This window comes from Streptomyces sp. NBC_01320, assembly GCF_035974375.1.
Classification (GTDB): Bacteria; Actinomycetota; Actinomycetes; order Streptomycetales; family Streptomycetaceae; genus Streptomyces; species Streptomyces yanii.
This window is the reverse complement of the sequence record NZ_CP108390.1, coordinates 6454064-6475485: the sequence shown is the minus strand read 5'-3', so window position 1 is coordinate 6475485 and position 21422 is coordinate 6454064. Positions and strand designations below refer to the sequence as shown.

At 70.6% G+C, this 21422-nt stretch carries 16 protein-coding genes; 4 read left to right on the top strand and 12 right to left on the bottom strand.

Going from position 1 to position 21422, the window contains the following annotated elements:
* Window positions 1-149 precede the first annotated feature (149 nt).
* Together OG395_RS29440 and OG395_RS29435 are read right to left on the bottom strand one after the other, a co-directional pair.
* On the bottom strand, window positions 150-2669 hold the full coding sequence (locus OG395_RS29440) for a sensor histidine kinase (protein ID WP_327245620.1): 2520 nt from the start codon (window positions 2667-2669) through the stop codon (window positions 150-152).
* 320 nt (window positions 2670-2989) lie between these two features.
* Window positions 2990-4807: an APC family permease gene (locus tag OG395_RS29435; protein ID WP_327245619.1), complete on the bottom strand. Its 1818-nt coding sequence runs from the start codon at window positions 4805-4807 to the stop codon at window positions 2990-2992.
* A gap of 1943 nt (window positions 4808-6750) precedes the next feature.
* Between OG395_RS29435 and OG395_RS29430 the strand changes: the two genes are divergently transcribed.
* Window positions 6751-7557: an SGNH/GDSL hydrolase family protein gene (locus OG395_RS29430; protein ID WP_327245618.1), complete on the top strand. Its 807-nt coding sequence runs from the start codon at window positions 6751-6753 to the stop codon at window positions 7555-7557.
* Window positions 7558-7812: 255 nt separating this feature from the next.
* On the opposite strand, the gene OG395_RS29425 is transcribed toward OG395_RS29430, so the two are convergent.
* A complete protein-coding gene (locus tag OG395_RS29425; RefSeq protein WP_327245617.1) occupies window positions 7813-9252 on the bottom strand; it encodes an MFS transporter in 1440 nt (479 codons plus the stop codon).
* Between the two features lie 55 nt (window positions 9253-9307).
* Between OG395_RS29425 and OG395_RS29420 the strand changes: the two genes are divergently transcribed.
* On the top strand, window positions 9308-9874 hold the full coding sequence (locus OG395_RS29420; RefSeq protein WP_327245616.1) for a winged helix-turn-helix transcriptional regulator: 567 nt from the start codon (window positions 9308-9310) through the stop codon (window positions 9872-9874).
* Here OG395_RS29420 and OG395_RS29415 read toward each other — a convergent pair.
* Window positions 9868-10251 (bottom strand): nuclear transport factor 2 family protein, encoded by a 384-nt coding sequence (locus OG395_RS29415; protein ID WP_327245615.1) that lies wholly within the window; start codon window positions 10249-10251, stop codon window positions 9868-9870. The two genes, OG395_RS29420 and OG395_RS29415, sit on opposite strands and share 7 nt — an antisense overlap.
* 40 nt (window positions 10252-10291) lie before the next feature.
* Window positions 10292-11128, bottom strand: a complete 837-nt coding sequence (locus tag OG395_RS29410; protein WP_327245614.1) for a class I SAM-dependent methyltransferase — start codon at window positions 11126-11128, stop codon at window positions 10292-10294.
* A gap of 70 nt (window positions 11129-11198) precedes the next feature.
* Between OG395_RS29410 and OG395_RS29405 the strand changes: the two genes are divergently transcribed.
* Complete coding sequence (locus tag OG395_RS29405) at window positions 11199-13067, top strand: S9 family peptidase (RefSeq protein ID WP_442818612.1); 1869 nt, start codon at window positions 11199-11201, stop codon at window positions 13065-13067.
* A 227-nt stretch (window positions 13068-13294) separates the two neighbouring features.
* Window positions 13295-14104 carry an SURF1 family protein gene (locus tag OG395_RS29400; RefSeq protein WP_327245612.1) on the top strand — a complete coding sequence of 270 codons (810 nt, stop codon included), beginning with the start codon at window positions 13295-13297 and terminating at the stop codon, window positions 14102-14104.
* 81 nt (window positions 14105-14185) lie between these two features.
* Here the strand turns inward: OG395_RS29400 and OG395_RS29395 are convergent, their stop codons facing one another.
* The 7 genes from OG395_RS29395 to OG395_RS29365 all read right to left on the bottom strand — a co-directional run bounded on the left by OG395_RS29395 (window position 14186) and on the right by OG395_RS29365 (window position 21110).
* Complete coding sequence (locus tag OG395_RS29395) at window positions 14186-15418, bottom strand: hypothetical protein (protein ID WP_442818611.1); 1233 nt, start codon at window positions 15416-15418, stop codon at window positions 14186-14188.
* A 65-nt stretch (window positions 15419-15483) separates the two neighbouring features.
* Window positions 15484-16059: a SigE family RNA polymerase sigma factor gene (locus OG395_RS29390; RefSeq protein ID WP_266984182.1), complete on the bottom strand. Its 576-nt coding sequence runs from the start codon at window positions 16057-16059 to the stop codon at window positions 15484-15486.
* Between the two features lie 358 nt (window positions 16060-16417).
* Window positions 16418-17482, bottom strand: a complete 1065-nt coding sequence (locus tag OG395_RS29385) for an aspartate-semialdehyde dehydrogenase (protein ID WP_327245610.1) — start codon at window positions 17480-17482, stop codon at window positions 16418-16420.
* Window positions 17479-18750, bottom strand: coding sequence for an aspartate kinase (locus tag OG395_RS29380; RefSeq protein ID WP_266984180.1), 1272 nt, complete (start codon window positions 18748-18750; stop codon window positions 17479-17481). Before OG395_RS29380 ends, OG395_RS29385 begins: the two co-directional genes overlap by 4 nt.
* 548 nt (window positions 18751-19298) lie before the next feature.
* Window positions 19299-19958, bottom strand: a complete 660-nt coding sequence (locus tag OG395_RS29375; protein ID WP_266984178.1) for a DUF5063 domain-containing protein — start codon at window positions 19956-19958, stop codon at window positions 19299-19301.
* Window positions 19959-20092: 134 nt separating this feature from the next.
* The gene (gene recR, locus OG395_RS29370) at window positions 20093-20692 is read right to left on the bottom strand and encodes a recombination mediator RecR (RefSeq protein ID WP_327245609.1); all 600 of its coding nucleotides are present in this window, start codon (window positions 20690-20692) and stop codon (window positions 20093-20095) included.
* 82 nt (window positions 20693-20774) lie between these two features.
* Window positions 20775-21110, bottom strand: a complete 336-nt coding sequence (locus OG395_RS29365) for a YbaB/EbfC family nucleoid-associated protein (RefSeq protein WP_266984175.1) — start codon at window positions 21108-21110, stop codon at window positions 20775-20777.
* Between the last annotated feature and the right edge of the window lie 312 nt (window positions 21111-21422).

Sequence of the window (21422 nt, the reverse complement as noted above, 5' to 3'; positions counted from 1 at the left end):
CCCGCAGAGCGGTCAGGGGCGTGGATGTCGGTCCAGCCCGATCGAGGTAGATTCATAACCATTTCTGACGCTATATCAGTCAGCGTCGGGACCGCTCTGTCACCCCGCGGTCCGACGGAGTGAACGCCGCAAGGCAAGCGCCGTTGCTCTCAGCGGCCGACCGAGGCGGCGCCTCCCGGCGCAGAACTCGGGAGGGTGAGCGTCGCCGAGAAGGCGGACTCGTCGGTGGCTGTCTCCAGGCTCCCGTCCATGGCCTCGACCATGTCGCGCGACAGCCGCAGCGCCAGACTGTCGGCACGGCCGGCCGGTGACCACCCGGACGCGCCGGTGGTCATCGACTCCGCGGTGCCGCCGGGCGCCCCGTCCACCACTCGGATCGTCACGCACGTGTCCAGGACCTCGGCGGTGACGGCCGGGGGCCGGTCCGGCGGGCTGTTGCGCAGTGCGTCGGCCCCCAGGGCGGTCAGGGCCCGGGTGAGGAGGGCGGCGTCGGCGATCACATCGGGCATGTACTCCGGCAGGCGCAGCACGATCGAGTGGCCGCCGGGCCCCAGGTCGTCCAGAGCCACGCCCAGCACCTCGTTGAGGTCGACCGGGCGGAGGTAGAGGTCGAGCGCCCCGGCGTGCAGACGGCTCAGGTCGTCGAGATCGGTGACGAGCTGCACGGCGCGGTGGATCGCCGCGTGAGCGGTGTCCAGCAGTCGCGCCTGGTCCGGCCCGCGCTCGCCCGCACGATGACGCCGCAGGCGCGCGAGCGACTCCTCGCCGGTACGCAGCGTGGCGCCCAGATCACGGCCGGCTGCAAGCAGCAGGGACGCCCGGGTGCGCTCGGCATCGGCGAGCGTGTTCGCGCTGCCGTTGCCTCCGGTGATCCGGCCCCGGGCGTGCGCCAGCCCCAACTCGGCGGCGCAGGCGGCGAAGATACGGCGGTCCTCCGGACTCAGCCCGGGACCTCGCGCGGCCAGGGTGAGATCGTCGTCGACCGGGCTCTCCACATCGGACTCGTACGGCTTCTCCGGCGGCAGCTCGCCCGCGCTGGCCACCACGTACCAGCCGGGCGCGGGCGTTGCTTCGAGATCTCGTTCGAGCAGGCTCACGGCGCTGAGCCCGAAGTTCTCCCGGATCAACTCCACCAGTGTCGTCAGGTCCTGACCGCGCATCATGGCCGCGGACAGTCTGCTCAGTGCGCGGGCCTCCGATGTCGCACGCGCGGCCTGGTGCGCGCGCTGCGCTGCCGCGGCCGCCGCCGTACCGACGAGGGCTGCTGTGGCGACGAAGACGACGAGCGCGGTGACCTCGTCGGGGCGCTCCACTCCGAACGAGTGCACGGGCGAGGTGAAGTAGTAGTCCGCCATGAGTGCTGTGGCGACCGCCGCGAGCAGTGCGGGCCAGACGCCGCCGACGAGGGCCACCACCACGACCGCCAGCAGATAGATCACCAGATCGCTGGAGAGACCGAGACGGCCACGCAGAGCGGTCAGCACGAGCGTCAGTACGGGGAGCAGGACCACGGCGCCGGCCAGCGCGCCCCAGTACCGTCGTGCGCCCATGCCACGGCTCGTGTGCGGAAGCCTCAGCCCTGCCGCCCCCGCAGCCTCTTCATGAGTGACGATGTGCACGTCGACGGGCCCGGAGCCCCTGATCGTCCGCTCCCCCACGCCCGCTCTCAGCAGCGAGGCCAGTCGGCCGTGCCGGCTCGCGCCCAGCACGATCTGGGTGACGCTCTCCGCCTCGGCGAACTGGAGCAGCAACTCGACCACGTCCTGGCCACTGGCCTGGTGATAGCTGCCGCCGAGCGTTTCCACGAGGGTGCGCTGGGCCGCAAGCACCGCCGGGTCGACTCGGGTGAGCCCGTCCTCCGGCACCACGTGCAGGGCCAGCAGTTCTGTCCCGGGAGTACGGGTACTGATCCGCGCGGCGCGGCGGATGAGGGTCTCGCCCTCGGGACCACCGCTCAGGGCCACCAGGATGCGCTCCCGGGTCTCCCAGGGAGCGACGATTCCGTGTTCGGCGCGATACCGCTGCAGACCCTCCTCCACACGGTCGGCGAGCCACAACAGGGCGATCTCTCGGAGGGCGGTGAGGTTGCCGACCCGGAAGTAGTGAGTGAGGGCGGACTCGATGCGGTCCGGAGGATAGATGTCGCCGTGCACCATCCGCCGGCGGAGCACCTCCGGCGGTAGGTCGACCAGTTCGATCTGGTCGGCCTGGCGGGCCACCTCGTCGGGCAGCGTCTCGCGCTGCCGTACGCCCGTGATCTGCCGGACCACGTCATTCAGCGATTCCAGGTGCTGGACATTGAGAGTGCTGACGACATCGATGCCGGCGGCCAGGAGTTCCTCCACGTCCTGCCACCGCTTGGCGTTGCGTGCCCCGGGAACATTGGAGTGGGCCAGCTCGTCGACCAGTGCGACCTGGGGACGCCGGACCAGTACCGCGTCTAGATCCATCTCGGTGAACAGCCTCCCGCGATGGCTCAGGGCGCACCGCGGGATGGTCTCCAGCCCCTCGGCCATGACAGCGGTCGGCCGCCTGCCGTGCGGCTCGACGAGGCCCACGACCACGTCCGCTCCCAGCGAGCGCAGCCGCTGCCCCTCCGCGAGCATGGCATAGGTCTTGCCGACCCCGGGGGCGGCCCCGAGGTAGATCCGCAACCGTCCACGTGGCACCGGCGGACTCCTGCTGACTCATCTCCCCCGATGTCATGCTCGCGCCTTCCATGGTCCACCCCGTGATGCCGGCCGCACCCCAGGGCACCGGCCCCGGCCTGAGGGAACACACTCGGAACGATCCGGTCCAAAGGCGACGGCCGACACGGCAGCGGCCAGGCCGACGTGGCCGGCGGCCGGGAGCTTCGTCCATACCGGCGGCATGAAAGCCGCCGCGTGCTCGCCGTGGTGAGGGTGAAGCAGGATTCACACGGGCGCCTCCCGTCACACCTCCATCGTCGCTCCGCACCCAGCCACCGGCGGGAGAACGACGCGACGGCTCAGACCCGGAGCCGATAGGGCAGCAAGCACACCACCACGTCGGTGCGGGCCCGCAGGACGGTGGCGAGGAGGAGGCCGCGCTGGTTCTGGAGGATCTCGTAACGGCGGTGTCTGGGTTCGACCTCGGGGATGAGCACGGCGACCTGGCGTCCGTCCTCGGCGGCGCGCTGCACGTAGTCCACGATCGGCTGGACCAGGGAGTGGTGCGGGCTGTCGATGATGTCGAGCCGGACTCCCGGGTTCCAGCGGTCCCAGGAGTCCCGCAGCGCCTGTGACCTGTCCGGGTCGGCGTGCACGGCGACGGCGACCACCTCGTCGCCCAGGGCGAGGGCGGCGCCGATGGCGTGCCGGGCGAGCTTGCTGACCTCGCCGAGCGGGACGATGACCAGACTCGCGGCGCGCCGGTCCGGGGGCCGCGGGATCCGGCCCAGCTCCAGTTCCTCGCCGACGGCCGTGTAGTAGCGCTGGATGCGGGCGAACAGCAGCATCATCAACGGTACGGCGACCACGACCACCCAGGCGCCCTCCAGGAACTTGGTCGTGAGGAGGATGACCCCGGCCAGCGTGGTCAGCAGCGCTCCGGTGCCGTTGATCAGCGCGCGGCGCCGCCATCCGCCGGGTTTCCCGGTCGCCCAGTGCCGGACGAGGCCGAGCTGGCTGATGGTGAAGCCGATGAACACGCCGATGGCGAAGAGAGGGATCAGCCGGTGGGTGTCGGCGCCGGTCGCGACCAGCAGCAGGGCGGCCAGCAGGGCCAGCGCCACGACGCCGTAGCGGTACACCGGCCGTTCGGCACGCAGCCCGAACAGGTGGGGCAGGCGGTGGTCGCGGGCGAGCAGGCTCATGAGCACCGGCAGGCCGCCGAAGCTGGTGTTCGCCGCGAGGAGCAGGACGAGGGTGACGATGAGGTTGGTTGCGTAGTAGGCCCACCCATCGCCGTAGGCGCCGGCGGTGAGCTGGGCGAGGACGGTGACGTGGCCGCGCGGGGCCACGTGGTCGCGGCGGATCAGTACGGCGAGCCCGACGAGCATCAGGCCGAGCAGTGCGCCGAGCATGAGTTCGGTGCGCTGGGCGCGTTTGACGCGGGGTGTGCGGAAGGTCGGCACGGCGTTGGCGATGGCCTCCACTCCGGTCAGCGCGGAGCACCCGGACGAGAACGCCTTGAGCACCAGCAGGAGACCGAGCGACTCGTGCGCCGGGAAGGACTGCGGGGTGCCGACCACAGCCGCCGGGTGGGAGCGGAACAGGCCGAGCACGACGACGCCCAGAATGGCCACGATGAACAGCACGGTCGGTAGCATCAGCACACGGGCGCTCTCGGTGACACCGCGAAGATTCACCGCCGTCAGCAGGGCCAGGCCGACCAGGCAGACCAGCAGCTTGTCGTGGGCGAGGGCGGGAAAGGCGGACGCCAGCGCGTCGGCGCCCGCGGTCAGGCTGACGGCGACGGTCAGCACGTAGTCGACGACCAGGCTGGCCGCGGCGAGCAGGCTCGACGTGGGCCCCAGGTCCTTCTTGGCCACGGCGTAGGCGCCTCCGCCGTCCGGGTGTACGGCGATGACCTGGCCGTACGACACCACCAGTGCGGCGAGCAGGAAGACGATCGCCAAGGTGATGGGCAGCGCGGTCGTGAGCGCCCCGGTCCCGGCGGCGACGAGAGCCAGCACGATTGCCTCGGGGCCGTAGGCGACCGAGCTGAGCGCGTCCAGCGACAGCGCCGCCAACCCCTCCAGGCTCGTGAGACGGTGCTTCTCGCCCTCGCCCGGACGTAACGGAACACGTGGTTTCAGCTCGCGACGTGCCAGGCCATACGCCATCGGGACCTCTCACCACGGCCGGTCGGACAGTCGGACGGTCGGGACCAGTTTCCTCCGGACCGCGTCTTCGCGCGTCGTGGTGATGGCCCGGGCGGGTCAGCCGGCGTGAGGGAAGGCCGGCCCTGCTCCTCCGCCGTGCGCAGCGCCGCGCGCACGGCGTCCCGCAATCCCTGGTGGTGCTGGTCGGGTACGGCACGGACGTCGGGTTCGCCGTCCTCCGCCCCGGCATGGGCACGGGTGACCATGCAGCCCCGACGGGGGTACTCGCCGGTGCAGCGAGCCTTGATCAGCCCGGCGAAGAACTCCGCGACGGCGGGCAGGCCGCGCTCGTCCTCGGCGAGGCGGCGGGACGTCGGCCGGGAGCGATGCGCGGGACCCGCCGCACTCCCCCGGTCCCGGACGCCCGGAATGCGCGCTTCGTACTCACATGCGAATCTGAAAGTGGCCCCTCGTCCGAGATCGGCTACAGGAGGCGTCATCGTGAGCAAGAAGCAGAGCCGACAGAATCGCGGCGCCCGCACAGGTGGCCACGAACGCAGCGCGCCCGCGGAGACGAAGGAACAGACGCAGACGCACATTCCGGATGCGCCTGGGCCGGTGCGCGCGATATCGGAGCAGGTCTCCCACCGGAAGCAGCGTAGGTTCGGGCACAACTGATCTTCGGCGGCCGACCGTGACCAAAGCGCTGTGGTGGCACCCCGCGTGGGGGCCACCACAGAGTGCGTCTGCGCGTCGGCCTGAATCCGCGCGGCCCCGGGCGCCATCTGCGTCGGCGCGCCGCAGGCGTACCGCGGCCGGATCACGGAGTTGCGGTGTCGCGCGAGCAACCACCTGCCCTGTTCCATGAGCCACCCGCCGACGAGGACCGTGTCCCCCGCGCCCGGGTGCACGGTCGGCGCAAACGCTCCGCAGCCGTCGGCATCGGCGCCGGGTTCAGGGCGCCGAGCGTGAGCGGGACCGGATCCGCCGCTCTGCCCGGCCACCGGCCCCGATGCCGCGCGGCCCTTCGATGATTTCGTAGCACCTCCCGCGCGCCGAGTGCGGACTCCTTGTCCGGCACGTTCGCCCGGCTGGTTGCGACCGCGAAGTGCATCGCGGTGAACAGACCGCCCGCTGCGGCGGGTTTCGACGTCGACACCGAGGCCGGTGGTGATCCCGGCCGTCAGGATCCGTCGTACTGCCGCCTGCGTCCCGAGTACCGGCATCGCCTTCTCGACCGCGGGGCAGACCGCAACTGTGCGCGTTGTCGATACCGGAGACGCCGGGCCCGTCGTGGCTGCGGTCGGGGTGACCGGTCCGTCGTCCGAACGGAGCAGTTTCTTGCGCACGCGGCGCAGCTCCGTCGGGCGGGGCGCCGAAGTCCGGCTTGCCGCCGGCCAGGCGTGCAGCGCGCTCCGGCCCCTCAGGCCAGGGCGAACAGCCCCTCCACATCGATCACTTCGGTGCCCTCGGAGTCGGCCTGGGCATGTCCCCGTACTTTTGGGCGACTTGGCCGGGAGCGGCGCCCTCCGGCCGATGTCGTGTCGTAACCCTGGGCGGAGCGGACTCCTGGTCGCGCCGTACGAGGACGGCGAGTTGGGCCCTGCCGGACGGACGTGGCGGGCCCGTGCCTGTGTGTCGAGGCGCAGCGTCCGGCGCACTTCTTCCAGGGCCTCGGGGGACACCTTGACGTCGCGACCCCGGCTTCAGCGAGGCGCGTCGACTGTGCAGTAAGTTCCGTGACTCCTCGCGCCGCATGCGCGACGAGGCTCTCCCGGTCAACGCATTCCTTCTCCCGGCGCCCCACGGTGGACGGGCGGTTCAGCATGCCCGAACGAACGATCATTCGGGCATTTCAGACGAGTTCCGACGCAGCCATTACCGGCGGGTACCAACAGCTGCTAGAAACGTCCTCGCTCACTCAACCCCCCACCCACCCCCCACACTTCGGAGGGCTGACAGGCATGTCAGTACGGAGATTCTGGGCGTCCGCATCCACTCTGGTCCTCGCCGTCGTGGCCGCGCTGGGCATGGCCCAGCCGGCCTCGGCAACCTCCTCGGCCGCCGCCGGCGGGTATGTCGCCCTCGGCGACTCCTACTCGTCCGGCGTCGGTTCGGGAAACTATCTCTCCGACTCCGGCGACTGCCGCCGGAGCACCAAGGCCTATCCCTACCTCTGGGCGGCGGCGAATTCGCCGGCCTCGTTCGCCTTCGTCGCATGCTCGGGTGCCACGACCGGCTCCGTCGCCGGCAGTCAACTGGGTGTGCTGAGTTCGTCGACGACCCTGGTGAGCGTCACCGCGGGCGGCAACGACGTCGGTTTCGCCGATGTCATGCAGGACTGCGTCCTGTACAGCGAGTCCACCTGCGTGAGCAGCGTGAACGCAGCTGTGTCGCAGATGCAGAACTCGCTTCCTTCCGGCCTTGGTTCGCTGTACAGCGCCATCCGCTCCCGTGCCCCGCAGGCCCATGTGGTGGTGCTGGGATATCCGCGGTTCTACCAGCTGAACGGGACCTGCATCGCCGGGCTCACCGAGATCGAGCGCTCGGCCATCAACAATGCGTCCGACGTGCTGAACGGTGTCATCGCCAAGCAGGCGGCCAATGCCGGATTCACGTTCTCCGGCGTGGTCGACGAGTTCACCGGGCATGAGCTGTGCTCCGGCGACGCCTGGCTCAACAGTGTGACGCTGCCGGTCTACAACTCGTACCACCCCAAGGCCGCGGGGCAGTCGGGCGGTTATCTGCCCGCCTTCCGCTCGGTCGCGTAATACGCAACGGGTAACGCGTTCGTACGGTACGGAAAGGTGGCGGTCCACCGGGAGATCTCCGGTGGACCGCCACACGTCTGCCGTCCCCCTCAGAGCCTGTCGGGTGACCTCTGATCGGGCGGCCACGCCCTGGCACGCACGCTTCCCGCGTTGCCGAAATGTCCTAGTAGCTCCGCTACGAGGACATCCCGCCGCCTTGGAATCGCACGCACCAGACCGCGTCCGCTATCCGATCGAAGGTCACCCGACAGGCTCTCAGGCGCGGCTCGCAGTGCCCGGCCGGGGCAGGGCGAGGGCCGTCACTGCGGCGAGTACGGCGGTGGCGGCCGCCGCCCACCAGCCGTGCCGGAACGCGTCGAGTGCCGCGGCCGGGGTCTTTGGGGTGGCGAGCAGAGTGACCATCAGGGCGACGCCGAGGACCGAACCGGTCTGGCGCGCCATCGTGGTGACAGCCGATCCGGTCGCGAACCGGGTCGGCGGCAGGGCCGCCGCAGCCGCACCGACCAGAGTGGGCAGGGCGAAACCGACGCCGATGCCAGTGATCAGCATGCCGGGCACGAACCCCGTCGCGTAGTGCGGGACCGTGTCGAGCGCGATCGCCCACCAGCCGAGGCCGACAGCGAACAGCAGACAGCCGAGCGCCGCCGTGCGGCCCGCGCCGAGGCGGCGGACCACAGGGCCGGAGGTGACGGCGAGCGCCGGGACGACCAACGGGCCGGGCGCGATGGCCAGTCCGGTGCGGATCGCCGAGTACCCCCACACCTGCTGGCACCAGAGCACCGAGGTCAGCAGCATCGCCGCGAACGCGACGGTGAAGAGAAGCGCGGCGAGGGTGGCGGCCGCGAAGGCCGGGGTGCGCAGCATCGGCAGTTCGACGATGGGGGCGCTGTGCCGGGCGGAGCGCAGCCAGAACGCCCCGCCGAGCGCGACCGCGGCGACGAGCGAGCCGATCACCTCCGGCGAACCCCAGCCCCATGCATCGGCCTTGACCAGTCCGAGCGCGAGCGCACCGATGGCGAGCGTGAGCACGGCGGCGCCGACCAGGTCCGGGAAGCGGCCGTCGCGGTCCGGGCGGGCGTCGGGCAGCAGTCGGGCCCCGGCCACCAGTCCGACCGCACCGACCGGCACGTTGACGAGGAACACCCAGCGCCAGTCGGCCTCCACCAGCAGCCCACCGATGACGGGACCGAGACCGGCGGCGATCCCTCCGATCGCGGCCCAGCTGCGGATGGCCTGCGGTCGGCGCTCGGGCGGGGTGTTGACGAGCAGGAGCGCCAGTGAGGTCGGCATCAGCGCGGCGGCTCCGGCGGCCTGCAGGGCGCGGGCGGCGACCAGCCAGCCGACGCCCGGGGCGACGGCACAGAGTGCGGAGGCGACGGTGAAGACCGCCAGCCCGAGGAGGAAGCCGCGCCGGTGCCCGTACCGGTCGGCCAGCCGGCCGGCGACGACGAGCAGGGCGGCGAAGACGATCGCGTACGCGTTGAGCACCCAGGACAGCGAGGCGAGGGAGCTGCCGTGGAAGGAGTCGCCGAGGGCGGGGACGGCGACGTTGACGATGAACAGGTCGAGGTTCACGACGAAGACACCAGCCGAAATGATCCAGGCGGTGGCGCGGGAGCGCGCGGCCGAGCCCTTCGCCGCGGGCGGCGCGAGGTCAGCCGCATCCGTTAGTGAGTTTGATTCTCCAACTGTCATGGCCGCAAGGTAGCGCCAGTGAGTTTGAGATGGCAACCTTGTAGGGGTGAGTGCAATGAACGGTTCCGTGAGCCGGATCGACACAGCCGCCCTGCCCGGGCGGCCCTGTTCCGCCGCCGCCACGCTGCATGTGGTGGGCGAGAAGTGGGCCCTGCTCGCGGTACGCGAGATCTTCTTCGGCAACCATCGGTTCGAGGCGATCGCCCGTAACACCGGGGCGCCGCGGGACCGCCTTGCGGCCCGGCTGCGCTCGCTGGAGCAGGCCGGGGTGGTCGAGCGACGCCCGTACAACGAACGGCCGCCGCGTTACGAGTACCACCTGACCGAGGCGGGCCGGGACCTCGCTCCGGTGATCCGGGCCCTGCTGGACTGGGGCGACCGCTGGGTGCTCGACGAGCCGCCCGTCGTCATGGTCCATGAGCCGGGCAGCGTCCCCCAGCCGGGCAGCACGGATACCCGTGTCGAGGGCGGACACGGGCACGACCTCGACGCCGCGTGGGTCTGCCGCACCTGCGGCAAGGAGGTCGTGATGAACACCCTCACCGTGGACGTCTGCGCCCCCGGCTGGGACCGGGCCGGCCCCACCCCCGTAAAGGCCGCCCCTGAAGCCGCGCCTCAGTAACGCTCGGCGAGGTGCTCCCGCCCTGCCGGAGGCCCGTACGGCTCCGGCCAGAAGTCCGTGATCTCCACGATCCGGCCCTGGTCGTCCCCCGTGAAGAAGTGGAGGGCGTGCATCTCTTCCAGGCCCGCGGTGAACAGCGTCCGTACGGCCACCTGTTCGCCTGTCCGGTCGGCCACGATCCGTTCGACACGGACATGCCAGTCTCCCGGGTACTCCCGGTTGAACCGCAGATACCGCTCCTTGCCGAGAATGCGCTCGCGGGTCTGCGGCAGGTCGTAGAGCACCTCCTCGGCGAGCGTCGTCGCGAAGGTGTCCCAGTCACGTGTCTCGGCCGCGGTCCAGTACGTCTCCACCGTGGCGCGCAGATCGGCAGTCATGGTCCGAGTCTGAACCCCACCACTGACAACCGGCCTTCGCTCAACCCGTGGACGGCTTCGACGCCTTGATCGAGTACATCAGTGGAATGCGGGGCCGGTCGGACGGGAAGCGATGGAACCCGTCGGCGTGCCGCTCCAGTGCCGCGAACCGCTGGAAGAGCGAGGCGTCGTGCTCGTGCAGGAACTCGATCCGCAGTCCTGCGGCGGCCAGCGCCGACACCACGTCGCCGACGGGGTGCTGCCACTCGACACTCCGGTTGTGGACGGTCGGTGCGTCGAGGTCCGCGTATGTACCCGGTGTCTCGTCGACCCATGCGTCGCGGCTGAAGTAGTCGTACGTGATCGTCGAGCCGGTCGCGTCGTCGAGGCAGTCGGTCAGCGGATGGAACTCCGCGAGATAGAGGAATCCGCCGGGCGAGACGAGCGCGGCGGCGATCTCGGCCCAGCGGCGGGTGTCCGGCAGCCAGTTCAGCGCACCGACGCCGGTGTAGACGATGTCGTACGAGGAATCGGGGACGGCCTCCGCCGCGTCATGCACATCGGCGGCGACGAACGCCGCCCGGTCCGGGGTGAACCCGAGCTCACGGGCCAGACCACGGGCGGTCTCGACGGCCGGCTCGGAGAAGTCGAGCCCGACGACGTGCGCGGCGCCGTGCCGGGCCCAGGAAAGAGTGTCGAGCCCGATGTGGCACTGCAGATGCAGCAGCGACTTTCCCGTGACGTCCCCGACCTCCGCGAGCTCGAACGCACGCAGCGCGTCCTTGCCCGCCCGGAAGGCGTCGAGGTCGTAGAAGTCGCTCGCCGTATGGATCGCCACGCGCTCATCCCAGCGCGCGCGGTTGGCCTCGCGCCAGTCGTCCGGAGTCGGGGAGTACATGTCGGGGAGGTTATCCACAGGCTGAGGACGATGTGAACGGATTTTCCGGGCCCGACGCAGAATGGGGGGCATGACTGAGATCACTGGCTCGACGACCGACTCCGCTCCGGCGCGGGCGAACGGCTCCGTTCCGGCACAGACGACCGATTCCGTTCCGGTGTGGGAGCAGCGCTTCCGGGCGCCCCGGGTGTCGCTGCCCGACTGGGCGGAGGACGCGCCGGACCGTGCGCTGTTCGTCTCCAACGCGACGGGGACGTACGAGCTGTACGCATGGGACCGGGTGAGCGGGGATCAGCGACAGGTCACCGACCGGCCCAACGGGACGACGGACGGGGTGCTGACCCCGGACGGCGAGGCGATCTGGTGGTTCGACGACACCGACGGGGACGAGTTCGGGGTGTGGATGCGCCAGCCGTTCCACGGCGGTGGCGGTGAAGGGACGGTGGACATGCCGGCGGCTCCCGGTCTCGCCCCCTCCTACCCGGCGGGGCTCGCGATCGGGCGGGACGGGACGGCGGTGATCGGCCGCTCCACCGACGAGGACGGGACGACGATCCATGTCGTACGGCCGGGGTCCGCGCCCGTCGAGATCTACCGGCACCGCGAGTCGGCGGGCGTCGGGGACCTGTCGCACGACGGGACGTTGATCGCCCTGGAGCACACCGAGCACGGCGACGCGATGCACTCGGCGCTCCGCGTGGTGCGGCCGGATGGGACGACGGTCGCCGAGCTCGACGACACCAAGGGCGGTACGGAGGAGCTGGGACTGACCGTGCTGGGCTTCGCGCCGGTGGCCGGAGACGCCCGGCTGCTGATCGGGCATCAGCGGCGGGGACGCTGGGAGCCGATGATCTGGGACCCGGTGGCAGGGACGGAGACGGACCTCGCGATCGATCTGCCCGGCGACGTGGGCGCCGAGTGGTATCCGGACGGCTCCGCGCTGCTGATCGCGCACCGCTTCGAGGCCCGCAGCGACCTGTGGCGGTTCGAGCCGGGCACCGATACCGCTCCGGTCCGGGTGGAGACGCCGGCCGGATCGGTGTCGGGTGCCACGGCCCGGCCGGACGGCACGGTGGAGTATCTGTGGTCGTCGGCCGCGCAGCCGCCGGTCGTGCGGTCCACGACCGGTGCGGTGGTGCTCGATCCGCCGGGTGCGAAGGCTCCGGAGTCTGTTCCGGTGGAGGACGTGTGGGTGGACGGTCCGGGCGGCCGGATCCACGCCCTCGTGCAGCGGCCCGCCAGTCCGGCGCAGGGACCGTTCCCGACCGTCTTCGAGATCCACGGCGGCCCCACCTGGCACGACAGTGACGAGTTCGCGTCCGGGCCCGCCGCCTGGGTGGACCACGGCTACGCGGTGGTCCGGGTCAACTACCGCGGCTCCACGGGCTACGGGCGGGCGTGGACGGACGCGCTCAAGCACCGGGTCGGCCTGATCGAGCTGGAGGACATCGCGGCGGTACGGCGGTGGGCGGTGGAGTCCGGGCTCGCGGACGCGGAGAAGCTGGTGCTGGCCGGGGGCTCGTGGGGCGGCTATCTGACCCTGCTCGGCCTGGGTACGCAGCCGGACGACTGGGCGCTGGGCCTGGCGGCGGTCCCGGTCGGCGACTACGTCACGGCGTACCACGACGAGATGGAGGCCCTGAAGGCGATGGACCGCACGCTGTTGGGCGGCACGCCGGAGGAGGTGCCCGAGCGGTTCGAGGCCTCGTCCCCGCTGACGTACGTCGACGCCGTGAAGGCACCGGTCTACATCTCGGCGGGAGTCAACGACCCGCGCTGCCCGATCCGCCAGGTCGAGAACTATGTGGCCCGCCTGAAGGACCGGGGCGCCCTGCACGAGGTGTACCGGTACGACGCGGGGCACGGCTCGCTCGTCGTCGAGGAGCGGATCAAGCAGGTGCGGCTGGAACTCGACTTCGCCCGACGGCACCTCGGGTAGTCGGTGTCCCGGCCCGCGCCGTGGCCGGCGACGGCGTGGGCCCGCGCCAGGCCCTGGTGGCGCCCGGGCCACGCGGAGGCCCGCGCCACGCTCCGGCGCGGCGTCCCGCGCTGGCCTCCGCCCCGCCCGGCGGCATCCCGGGTGACCGGCGTCCTGGCCCGGGCCGGATGGGGGTGCTTGCGACACCCCGGTCCGGGATGCCGGATCGGGGACCGTACCGTGGAGGGGTGTATCGGTTCCTGCTGACCCCGCGATGGTGGGGGATCAACCTCTTCGCCGTCCTGGCCATCCCGTTCTGCGTCTTCATGGGCACCTGGCAGCTCGGGCGCTTCGAGGACCGCGTGCAGACACACGAACAGGCCCAGGAGCAGCCCGCCCCGGGCAGCAGGGCCGCCGAACCGCTCGACGATCTCCTGCCGGTCGACAAGGTGACGTCCGGGCGCCCCGCCACCGCGACCGGCCGGTACGCCGACCAGTTCCTGGTGCCCGGCCGGAAACTGGACGACAAGAGCGGCTTCTACGTCCTGAACCTGCTGCGCACCGACGGCGGCAAGGCCCTTCCGGTGGTACGCGGCTGGCTGCCCGGCAAGCCCGGGCAGACCGCGGTTCCCGCCGCTCCGACCGGTGAAGTCACCGTGACCGGCGACCTCCAGGCGTCCGAGAACGCGGGGACTGCGGGCGTCGACCCGGCGGGCGGGCTCCCGGACGGCCAGCTCGGCATGATCAGCGCCGCATCGCTGGTCAACCTCGTCCCGTACGACGTGTACGACGCATGGGTGACGCTCCAGGACACCGACAGCAAGAGCACCGACGCCAAGAACAGCGGGGCCACTGCCCTGCGCCCCGTGCCCGCCGTCGCGCCGCAGGGCAGTGGACTCGACCTGAAGGCGTTCCAGAACCTCGGCTACACCGGCGAGTGGTTCGTCTTCGCCGCCTTCGTGCTCTTCATGTGGTTCCGGCTGGTCCGGCGAGAGGCGGAGGCCGCACGGGACGTGCGGCTCGGCCTCGCGGCCGATGCGGACGCGGACAGCGCCTGAGGCGTGCTGACGTGACGGCACATACGTGAGGGGGCCCGCCGGTTTCCACCGGCAGGCCCCCTCACGTATGTGCCGTCGTTGCTACGCCGACGGGGCGATTACGCCCGTCCGGTAGATCGTGCCCGCGCAGGCGTTGGGGATCCTCGCCGCCGCGACCGGCGCCCCGGGCTCCGGGGTGTGCGTCACGGCGACGCTGCCCTCCAGCGTTCCGCCGCCGTCCTCGCCGCCGAGCTGCGGCTCAGTCTGCGACGTCCCGTCACTGGTGCCGCCGCTGGTACCCGCGGCGCCGTCGGTCGGCGTCGGGGTCGGCGAGCTGCCGGCGGTCGGGCAGGTGTCCTTCGGCACCCAGGCGAACTGGACCTCGTACGTCATGGACGGCTTCAGCAGCACCGCGCCCGCCTCCTGCGACGGGTCGGGCAGTCCGGCCGCCGGGTCGCCCGCGGTGTGCTGGACGACATCGATCCTGGCCGGGTCGGCCGCGCCCGCCGTCTCGAAGCCCACGGTGCCGCTGCTGGTCACGGAGCAGTCCGTGCCGGAGATGTTGGAGATACGGAACGTGCCGTACACCGTGCCGTCGGCACCGGCCGCGCCCGCCTGGGCGGAGGCGACGCCGAGCTGCCCCGGGTCGCAGACCGGCATCGAAGCCGCCGCGGTGTCGGCAGGGTCGGCACCTCCGCCCGACGCACTGCCGTCAGTGCCCGTGCCGCCGCTGCCCGAGGGGCTGCTGGCGCTTTTGGGGTGGCCGTCGGGTCCGCTGTTGTGTCCGTCGGTGCTGCCGCCGTGGCTCTTCTCGTCGGCCTCCGAACCGGAATCGGCGCCGTTGCCGCCCTGGGCCTGCTCGCCGTGTCCGGCGATGGCCGGGTTGGCGGTTTCCGAGCCGGTGGAGTCGGCGACATGGACGAACGCGGGGACCGCGGTGCCGATGAGTAGCGCCGCGGCCGCCATGCCGACGATGGCCTGCCGCCGCCGGGCGCGCCGGGCGGGGACGGCACGCCGCAGGTGGTCGAGAGCGCCGTCGGTGGGTGCGAGGTTCTGGACGGCGCCGTGGAAGATACGGCGCAGTGCGAGCTCGTCCAGTTCAGGGCCGGAGCCGCCGGCTGCGCCGGAACCGTCGTCGGAGTCCGCGCCGAACAGCTCCGGCAGACCTCCGAGCCGGGCCGTTTCGGCGATGTCGTCGCCCCCGCCCTGCGCCTCCTGCGCGCCTGCCGCACCCGTCATGGATGCGGCAGCCTCCGCGGCGGCGTCCGCATCCGACTGCGGGTTCCGAGACCCGTTCGGCTGCGCGTTCGAGGTGTTCTCCGGCCCGTGGTTCACAATTCCGTTTCCAGTCCGGTCAATCCCACGCTCATGCGTGCGTCCCTGCCTGCGCTTGCGCCAGTTCATGCCTGGGCCTCCATCACGACGCGAAGCGCCGCGATACCGCGCGAGCCGTACGCCTTGACCGAACCCAGGGAGATACCCAGCGTCTCGGCCACCTGGGCCTCGGTCATGTCCGCGAAGTAGCGCAGCACCAGTACCTCTCGCTGGCGCCGTTGCAGCCCCCGCATCGCTTTGATCAGCGCGTCCCGCTCCAGCTGGTCGTACGCGCCCTCCTCGGCGCTCGCCATGTCGGGCATCGGCTTGGAGAGCAGCTTCAGCCCGAGGATGCGGCGGCGCAGTGCGGAGCGCGACAGGTTGACGACCGTCTGGCGCAGGTACGCGAGTGTCTTCTCCGGCTCGCGTACCCGGTTGCGCGCCGAGTGCACGCGGATGAACGCCTCCTGCACCACGTCCTCACATGACGCGGTGTCGTCCAGCAGCAGGGCCGCGAGGCCGAGCAGCGAACGGTAGTGGGCGCGGTAGGTCTCGGTGAGGTGGTCAACGGTGGTTCCGGCGGCCACGCTGTGCTCAGCGCCCTCGCGCTGCGACGGGAGCTGGGCGGGGCGCGCAGCGGGCATGGGCGCAATCACCGGCATACCGCCGGGTGCGCGGGGCCTCCGGAGCGGACGCACTGAAGCGCCCCGCAACGGGCCCACCACTGTGATATCGAGAACCTCTGCCACGCCAGTTGGACACGTTTCCCCCCGTCAGGGTTGTACGCGTACGGCACCACTTTTGGCGCTGTGCGACATGCCCTCATACGTACCTGCTCTTCCCCAAATGCCACGATTTTGCGCCCCGCCGCGCAAGAAGTGACCGCATAGACGCGCTCTCCCCGGCCACCGGTTCCAGCAGGCCAAAGGTCATCGTCGGACACCCCAACGTCCCAGCTCAAGAGGTTCAGACCAGCAACTTGCTCACAGGTGGTCCACAGAGCGTACAGAAACGATCGGATCAGGTCCGGGGAAATTCTGCGGCCACCGCTTCGGCGATCTGCGCCACGTTCAGCGCAGCTCCCTTGCGGAGGTTGTCGCCACAGACGAACAGCTCCAGGGCGCGCGGATCGTCCAGCGACCGCCGCACCCGCCCCACCCAGGTCGGGTCGGTGCCCACGACGTCGGACGGCGTCGGGAAGTCGCCGGATGCCGGGCTGTCGAAGAGGACGACGCCCGGCGCGGTCGCCAGGATCTCGTGCGCCCGGTCGACCGCGACCTCGTTCTCGAAGCGGGCGTGCACGGACATGGAGTGTGTCGCGATGACGGGTACGTACACACAGGTCGCCGAGACCCGCAGGCTCGGGAGGTCCAGGATCTTGCGGCACTCGTCGCGGATCGCCAGTTCCTCGGACGACCAGCCGTCCCCGGCGTCGATCCCGGCCCAGGGCACGACGTTGAGCGCCACCGGCGCGGCGAACGGCGAGTCCTCGGCGTCCCCGAGGGCGCGGCGTACGTCCCCGGGCCTGGTGCCCAGTTCCGTGCCGGCGACCGTCGACAGCTGCTCGCGCAGCGCCGCGACGCCGTCGCGGCCCGCGCCGCTCACTGCCTGGTACGAGGAGACGACGAGCTCCCGCAGCCCGAACTCGGCGTGCAGCGCGCCGACGGCGACGATCAGCGACAACGTGGTGCAGTTGGGGCTCGCGACGATGCCGCGCGGCCTGATCCGTACGGCATGGGGGTTGATCTCGGGCACGACCAGCGGCACGTCCGTGTCCAGCCGGTACGCCGCCGAGTCGTCGATGACGACGGCGCCCTTGGACGCGGCGATCGGTGCCCACCGTGCGGATACGTCGTCGGGCACCAGGAAGAGGGCCACGTCCACGCCGTCGAACACGTCCTCGGTGAGTTCGAGGACTTCGGTCTCCTCGCCGCGCACGACCAGCTTGCGGCCGGCCGAGCGCGGCGAGGCGATCAGCGTCACATCGCCCCAGACGTCCGCGTGCTGCGAAAGGATCTGGAGCATGACGCCGCCGATCGCCCCGGTCGCTCCGACGACCGCGAGCGAAGGGCGGCGAGGTGTCATCGGCCGGTACCCCCGTAGACGACGGCCTCGTCGGAGTCGCTGTCGAGGCCGAAGGCGGTGTGCACGGCGCGCACGGCCTCGATGACGTCGTCGGCGCGGGTGACCACCGAGATGCGGATCTCGGACGTCGAGATCAGCTCGATGTTCACACCGGCGTCGGACAGCGCCTCGAAGAAGGCCGCGGTGACCCCGGGGTTCGTCTTCATACCCGCGCCGACCAGGGAGATCTTCGCGATCTGGTCGTCGTAGCGCAGCGACTCGAAGCCGATCGTGCCACGGTTGCGCTCCAGGGCGTCGATGGCCTTGCGGCCCTCGGCCTTCGGCAGCGTGAACGAGATGTCGGTCAGACCGGTCGACGCGGCGGAGACGTTCTGCACCACCATGTCGATGTTGATTTCCGCGTTCGCGATGGTGCGGAAGATCGCTGCGGCCTCGCCCGGCTTGTCGGGCACGCCGACGACCGTGATCTTGGCCTCGGAGACGTCATGGGCGACTCCGGAGATGATCGCGTGCTCCACCTTCTGGTCCCCTTGCGGCTCGTTGCTGACCCAGGTGCCGCGCAGTCCGGAGAAGGACGAGCGGACGTGGATCGGGATGTTGTAGCGGCGTGCGTACTCCACGCACCGGTGCAGCAGCACCTTGGAGCCGGACGCGGCCAGCTCCAGCATGTCCTCGAAGGAGATCCAGTCGATCTTCCGGGCCTTCTTCACGACCCGCGGGTCGGCGGTGAAGACACCGTCCACATCGGTGTAGATCTCACAGACCTCGGCGTCCAGCGCGGCCGCGAGTGCGACCGCGGTGGTGTCGGACCCGCCGCGGCCGAGGGTGGTGATGTTCTTGCCCTCCTGGCTCACCCCCTGGAACCCGGCGACGATGGCGATGTTGCCCTCGTCGATCGAGGTCCGGATACGGCCCGGCGTGACATCGATGATGCGCGCTTTGTTGTGGACCGAGTCGGTGATGACGCCGGCCTGGCTGCCCGTGAACGACTGGGCCTCGTGGCCCAGGTTTTTGATCGCCATCGCCAGCAGGGCCATGGAGATCCGCTCTCCGGCGGTCAGCAGCATGTCGAACTCACGCCCGGCAGGCATCGGTGATACCTGCTCGGCGAGATCGATCAACTCGTCCGTCGTGTCGCCCATCGCTGACACCACGACAACCACCTGGTTGCCGTTCTTCTTGGCATCGACGACTCGCTTGGCGACACGCTTGATGCCTTCGGCATCGGCTACGGAGGAGCCTCCGTACTTCTGCACGACAAGGCCCACGTGCGCTCCTAGCTCAATCCATTACTGCGGTCGGCTCAGTTTAACGAGCAGTCCGCAATCGCCCCGTCGATATCACATCGTGAGATGTCCCGCTCACCACGTGATCATCGGCGTGTCGCCCGGACTGCTCGTACGGGTCTGCTGCCCGGTGATCCCGGTACCACGCCCGCATGTGGCTCAGCCCACACCGGCAGGTTCCACGATCTCCGGGTCCGTCCCCTCCAGCGTGAACCGGAACCGCCCGCACCGCTCTCCGGAGCCCCCGCCCCGTCGAAGACCGTGGAGCGTGGAGGCTTCAGCAGGGACCGGACAGGCGCTGGTGTCGACCGCTCCTCTGACAGCTGCCCGGAATCTCCGACCGGGCCGGATCCGCACACCCTCCGACACGATGCGCAGTGCGTCGCGTGCGATCGAATCCGATGCGGCACCCGACACCCGGAAATTCCCGGGGGATTCCCGTCGTAGTTCTTGATCGCGACTCGCAGCGCCGCACGCGGATGCCCAGGGGCCGCGGCCCGACCCCCGGCCGGACGGGCCGGGACGGACGGCTACTTCACCGGGCGCAGTCCGAGCGGTCCCGCGATCTCCTCGGCCATGACCCGGCCCGCCTCCTCGGCCAGATCGTCGTCGATGGTCTCCGAGTCCGTGTCCAGCCCGTCCAGTTCCTGGAGGGGCTGGTTCAGACGGATGTGGGCGACCAGGGACTGGAGGGCGCGCAGGGTGGCGGAGGCGGTGGAGCCCCAGTTGGAGAAGTAGGAGAACTGCCACCACCACAGCGCCTCGGTGGTGCGGCCCTCTTCGTAGTGGGCCAGGCCGTGACGCAGGTCCGTGACCAGGTCGGCCAGGTCGTCGGAGATGCGGGCCGGGACCGGGGCCTTGCGGGGCTCGTAGGGGTCGAAGACCTCGGAGTAGACGTCGATCGGTTCGAGAAGGGCGGCGAACCGGTCGCGCAGGCCGTCGGCGTCCGGCTCGGCACCCAGGTCCGGCTCGTAGCGCTCGTCCGGGAGGACGTCCTCGTACGCGCCGAGCCGGCCGCCCGCGAGGAGCAGCTGGGAGACCTGGAGGAGCAGGGTCGGGACAGCCTGCTCCGGCTCGTCGACCTTGGAAACCTCGGCGACCGCGACGATGAACGTCTTGATCTGGTCCGCGATCTGGACGGCGAAGTCGTCCGGGTCCTGCGTGACGGAATTCAGCGTGGCGTCAGACATCGAGGGGACCTCCCGTGGGCACGGTCGCGAACGGTGAGTAGAACATAGCGCCGCTGAACGTAAAGCCGCCGTGAGACGTCAAGGTTTCGTCCGCGAGGATCCCAGCCGTGGTGCAGGTGTCGTGCGGGGCGGAGTCAGACATCCAACAAGCGCCTCCCCTCGAAGGCGCGGCCCAGGGTGACCTCGTCCGCGTACTCCAGGTCGCCGCCCACCGGCAGCCCGCTGGCCAGCCGCGTCACCCGCAGCCCCATGGGCTTGATCATCCGCGCCAGGTACGTCGCGGTGGCCTCGCCCTCCAGGTTGGGGTCGGTGGCCAGGATCAGCTCCGTGATCGAGCCGTCGGCGAGCCTCGCCAGCAGCTCGCGGATGCGCAGATCGTCCGGGCCGACGCCCTCGATCGGGCTGATCGCCCCGCCGAGCACGTGGTAGCGGCCCCGGAACTCACGGGTCCGCTCGATCGCCACGACGTCCTTCGGCTCCTCGACCACACAGATCACCGTCCGGTCGCGGCGCGCGTCGCGGCAGATCCCGCACTGCTCCTCCTGCGCGACATTGCCGCACACCGAGCAGAACCTGACCTTGTCCTTGACCTCCAGGAGGGCACGGGCGAGACGGCGCACGTCGGTGGGCTCGGCCTGCAGGATGTGGAAAGCGATCCGCTGCGCGCTCTTGGGACCGACGCCGGGCAGCCTGCCCAGTTCGTCGATGAGGTCCTGAACCACGCCTTCGTACAACGGAACGCCTTCCTGAGCTGAGTGCCTCGACTGCTACTGCTGTTGTTGTCGTGGTACGTACGGTAGTTGTTGCGTCGGCGGATCAGAAGGGAAGACCGGGCATACCGCCCAGCCCCTGGGCCAGCGGGCCCAGCTTCTGCTGCTGAAGCGCCTGCGCGTTCTCGTTCGCCGCCTGGACTGCGGCGACGACGAGGTCGGCGAGCGTCTCGGTGTCCTCGGGGTCGACCGCCCTGGGGTCGATCACGAGGCTGCGGAGCTCGCCGGAGCCGGTGACGGTCGCCTTCACGAGACCGCCACCCGCCTGACCATCCACCTCGGTCCCGGCCAGCTCCTCCTGGGCCTGGGCGAGGTCCTGCTGCATCTTCTGGGCCTGCTGCAGCAGCTGCTGCATATTGGGCTGGCCACCACCGGGAATCACGGTCACTCCTGGCATTTCGACGACAAATGTTTCGGTATGCCGAGCCTACGTGGTCACCGGGAACCGCGCCCCACCCACTGGCGAGCAACTCTTTCGGGTGAGATCCGGTCAACTGTGGCAAGACTCCTATACCTGATCACAGGCCATGCACACCCGGGAATACCGCGATTTCGGCCCCATGGCCCACCATTCGGCGGTAGGAAGGGCATGCATATCAATACGCACACGTGCGCCGTCCGTCACGCAGTGTTACGCAGGCGGGATGGACGGCCGCGTCGAAGGTCCGCCGCCGTCGCGTGCACGTGTCCCATA

Bases quoted from the DNA above. Each gene is read 5' to 3' on its own strand.
- OG395_RS29385 (WP_327245610.1), bottom strand. From the start codon at position 17,482: ATGACACCTCGCCGCCCTTCGCTCGCGGTCGTCGGAGCGACCGGGGCG.
- OG395_RS29435 (WP_327245619.1), bottom strand. From the start codon at position 4,807: ATGGCGTATGGCCTGGCACGTCGCGAGCTGAAACCACGTGTTCCGTTA.
- OG395_RS29405 (WP_442818612.1), top strand. From the start codon at position 11,199: ATGACTGAGATCACTGGCTCGACGACCGACTCCGCTCCGGCGCGGGCG.
- OG395_RS29375 (WP_266984178.1), bottom strand. From the start codon at position 19,958: ATGTCTGACGCCACGCTGAATTCCGTCACGCAGGACCCGGACGACTTC.
- OG395_RS29420 (WP_327245616.1), top strand. From the start codon at position 9,308: ATGAACGGTTCCGTGAGCCGGATCGACACAGCCGCCCTGCCCGGGCGG.
- OG395_RS29430 (WP_327245618.1), top strand. From the start codon at position 6,751: ATGTCAGTACGGAGATTCTGGGCGTCCGCATCCACTCTGGTCCTCGCC.
- OG395_RS29425 (WP_327245617.1), bottom strand. From the start codon at position 9,252: ATGACAGTTGGAGAATCAAACTCACTAACGGATGCGGCTGACCTCGCG.
- OG395_RS29410 (WP_327245614.1), bottom strand. From the start codon at position 11,128: ATGTACTCCCCGACTCCGGACGACTGGCGCGAGGCCAACCGCGCGCGC.
- OG395_RS29415 (WP_327245615.1), bottom strand. From the start codon at position 10,251: ATGACTGCCGATCTGCGCGCCACGGTGGAGACGTACTGGACCGCGGCC.
- OG395_RS29390 (WP_266984182.1), bottom strand. From the start codon at position 16,059: ATGCCGGTGATTGCGCCCATGCCCGCTGCGCGCCCCGCCCAGCTCCCG.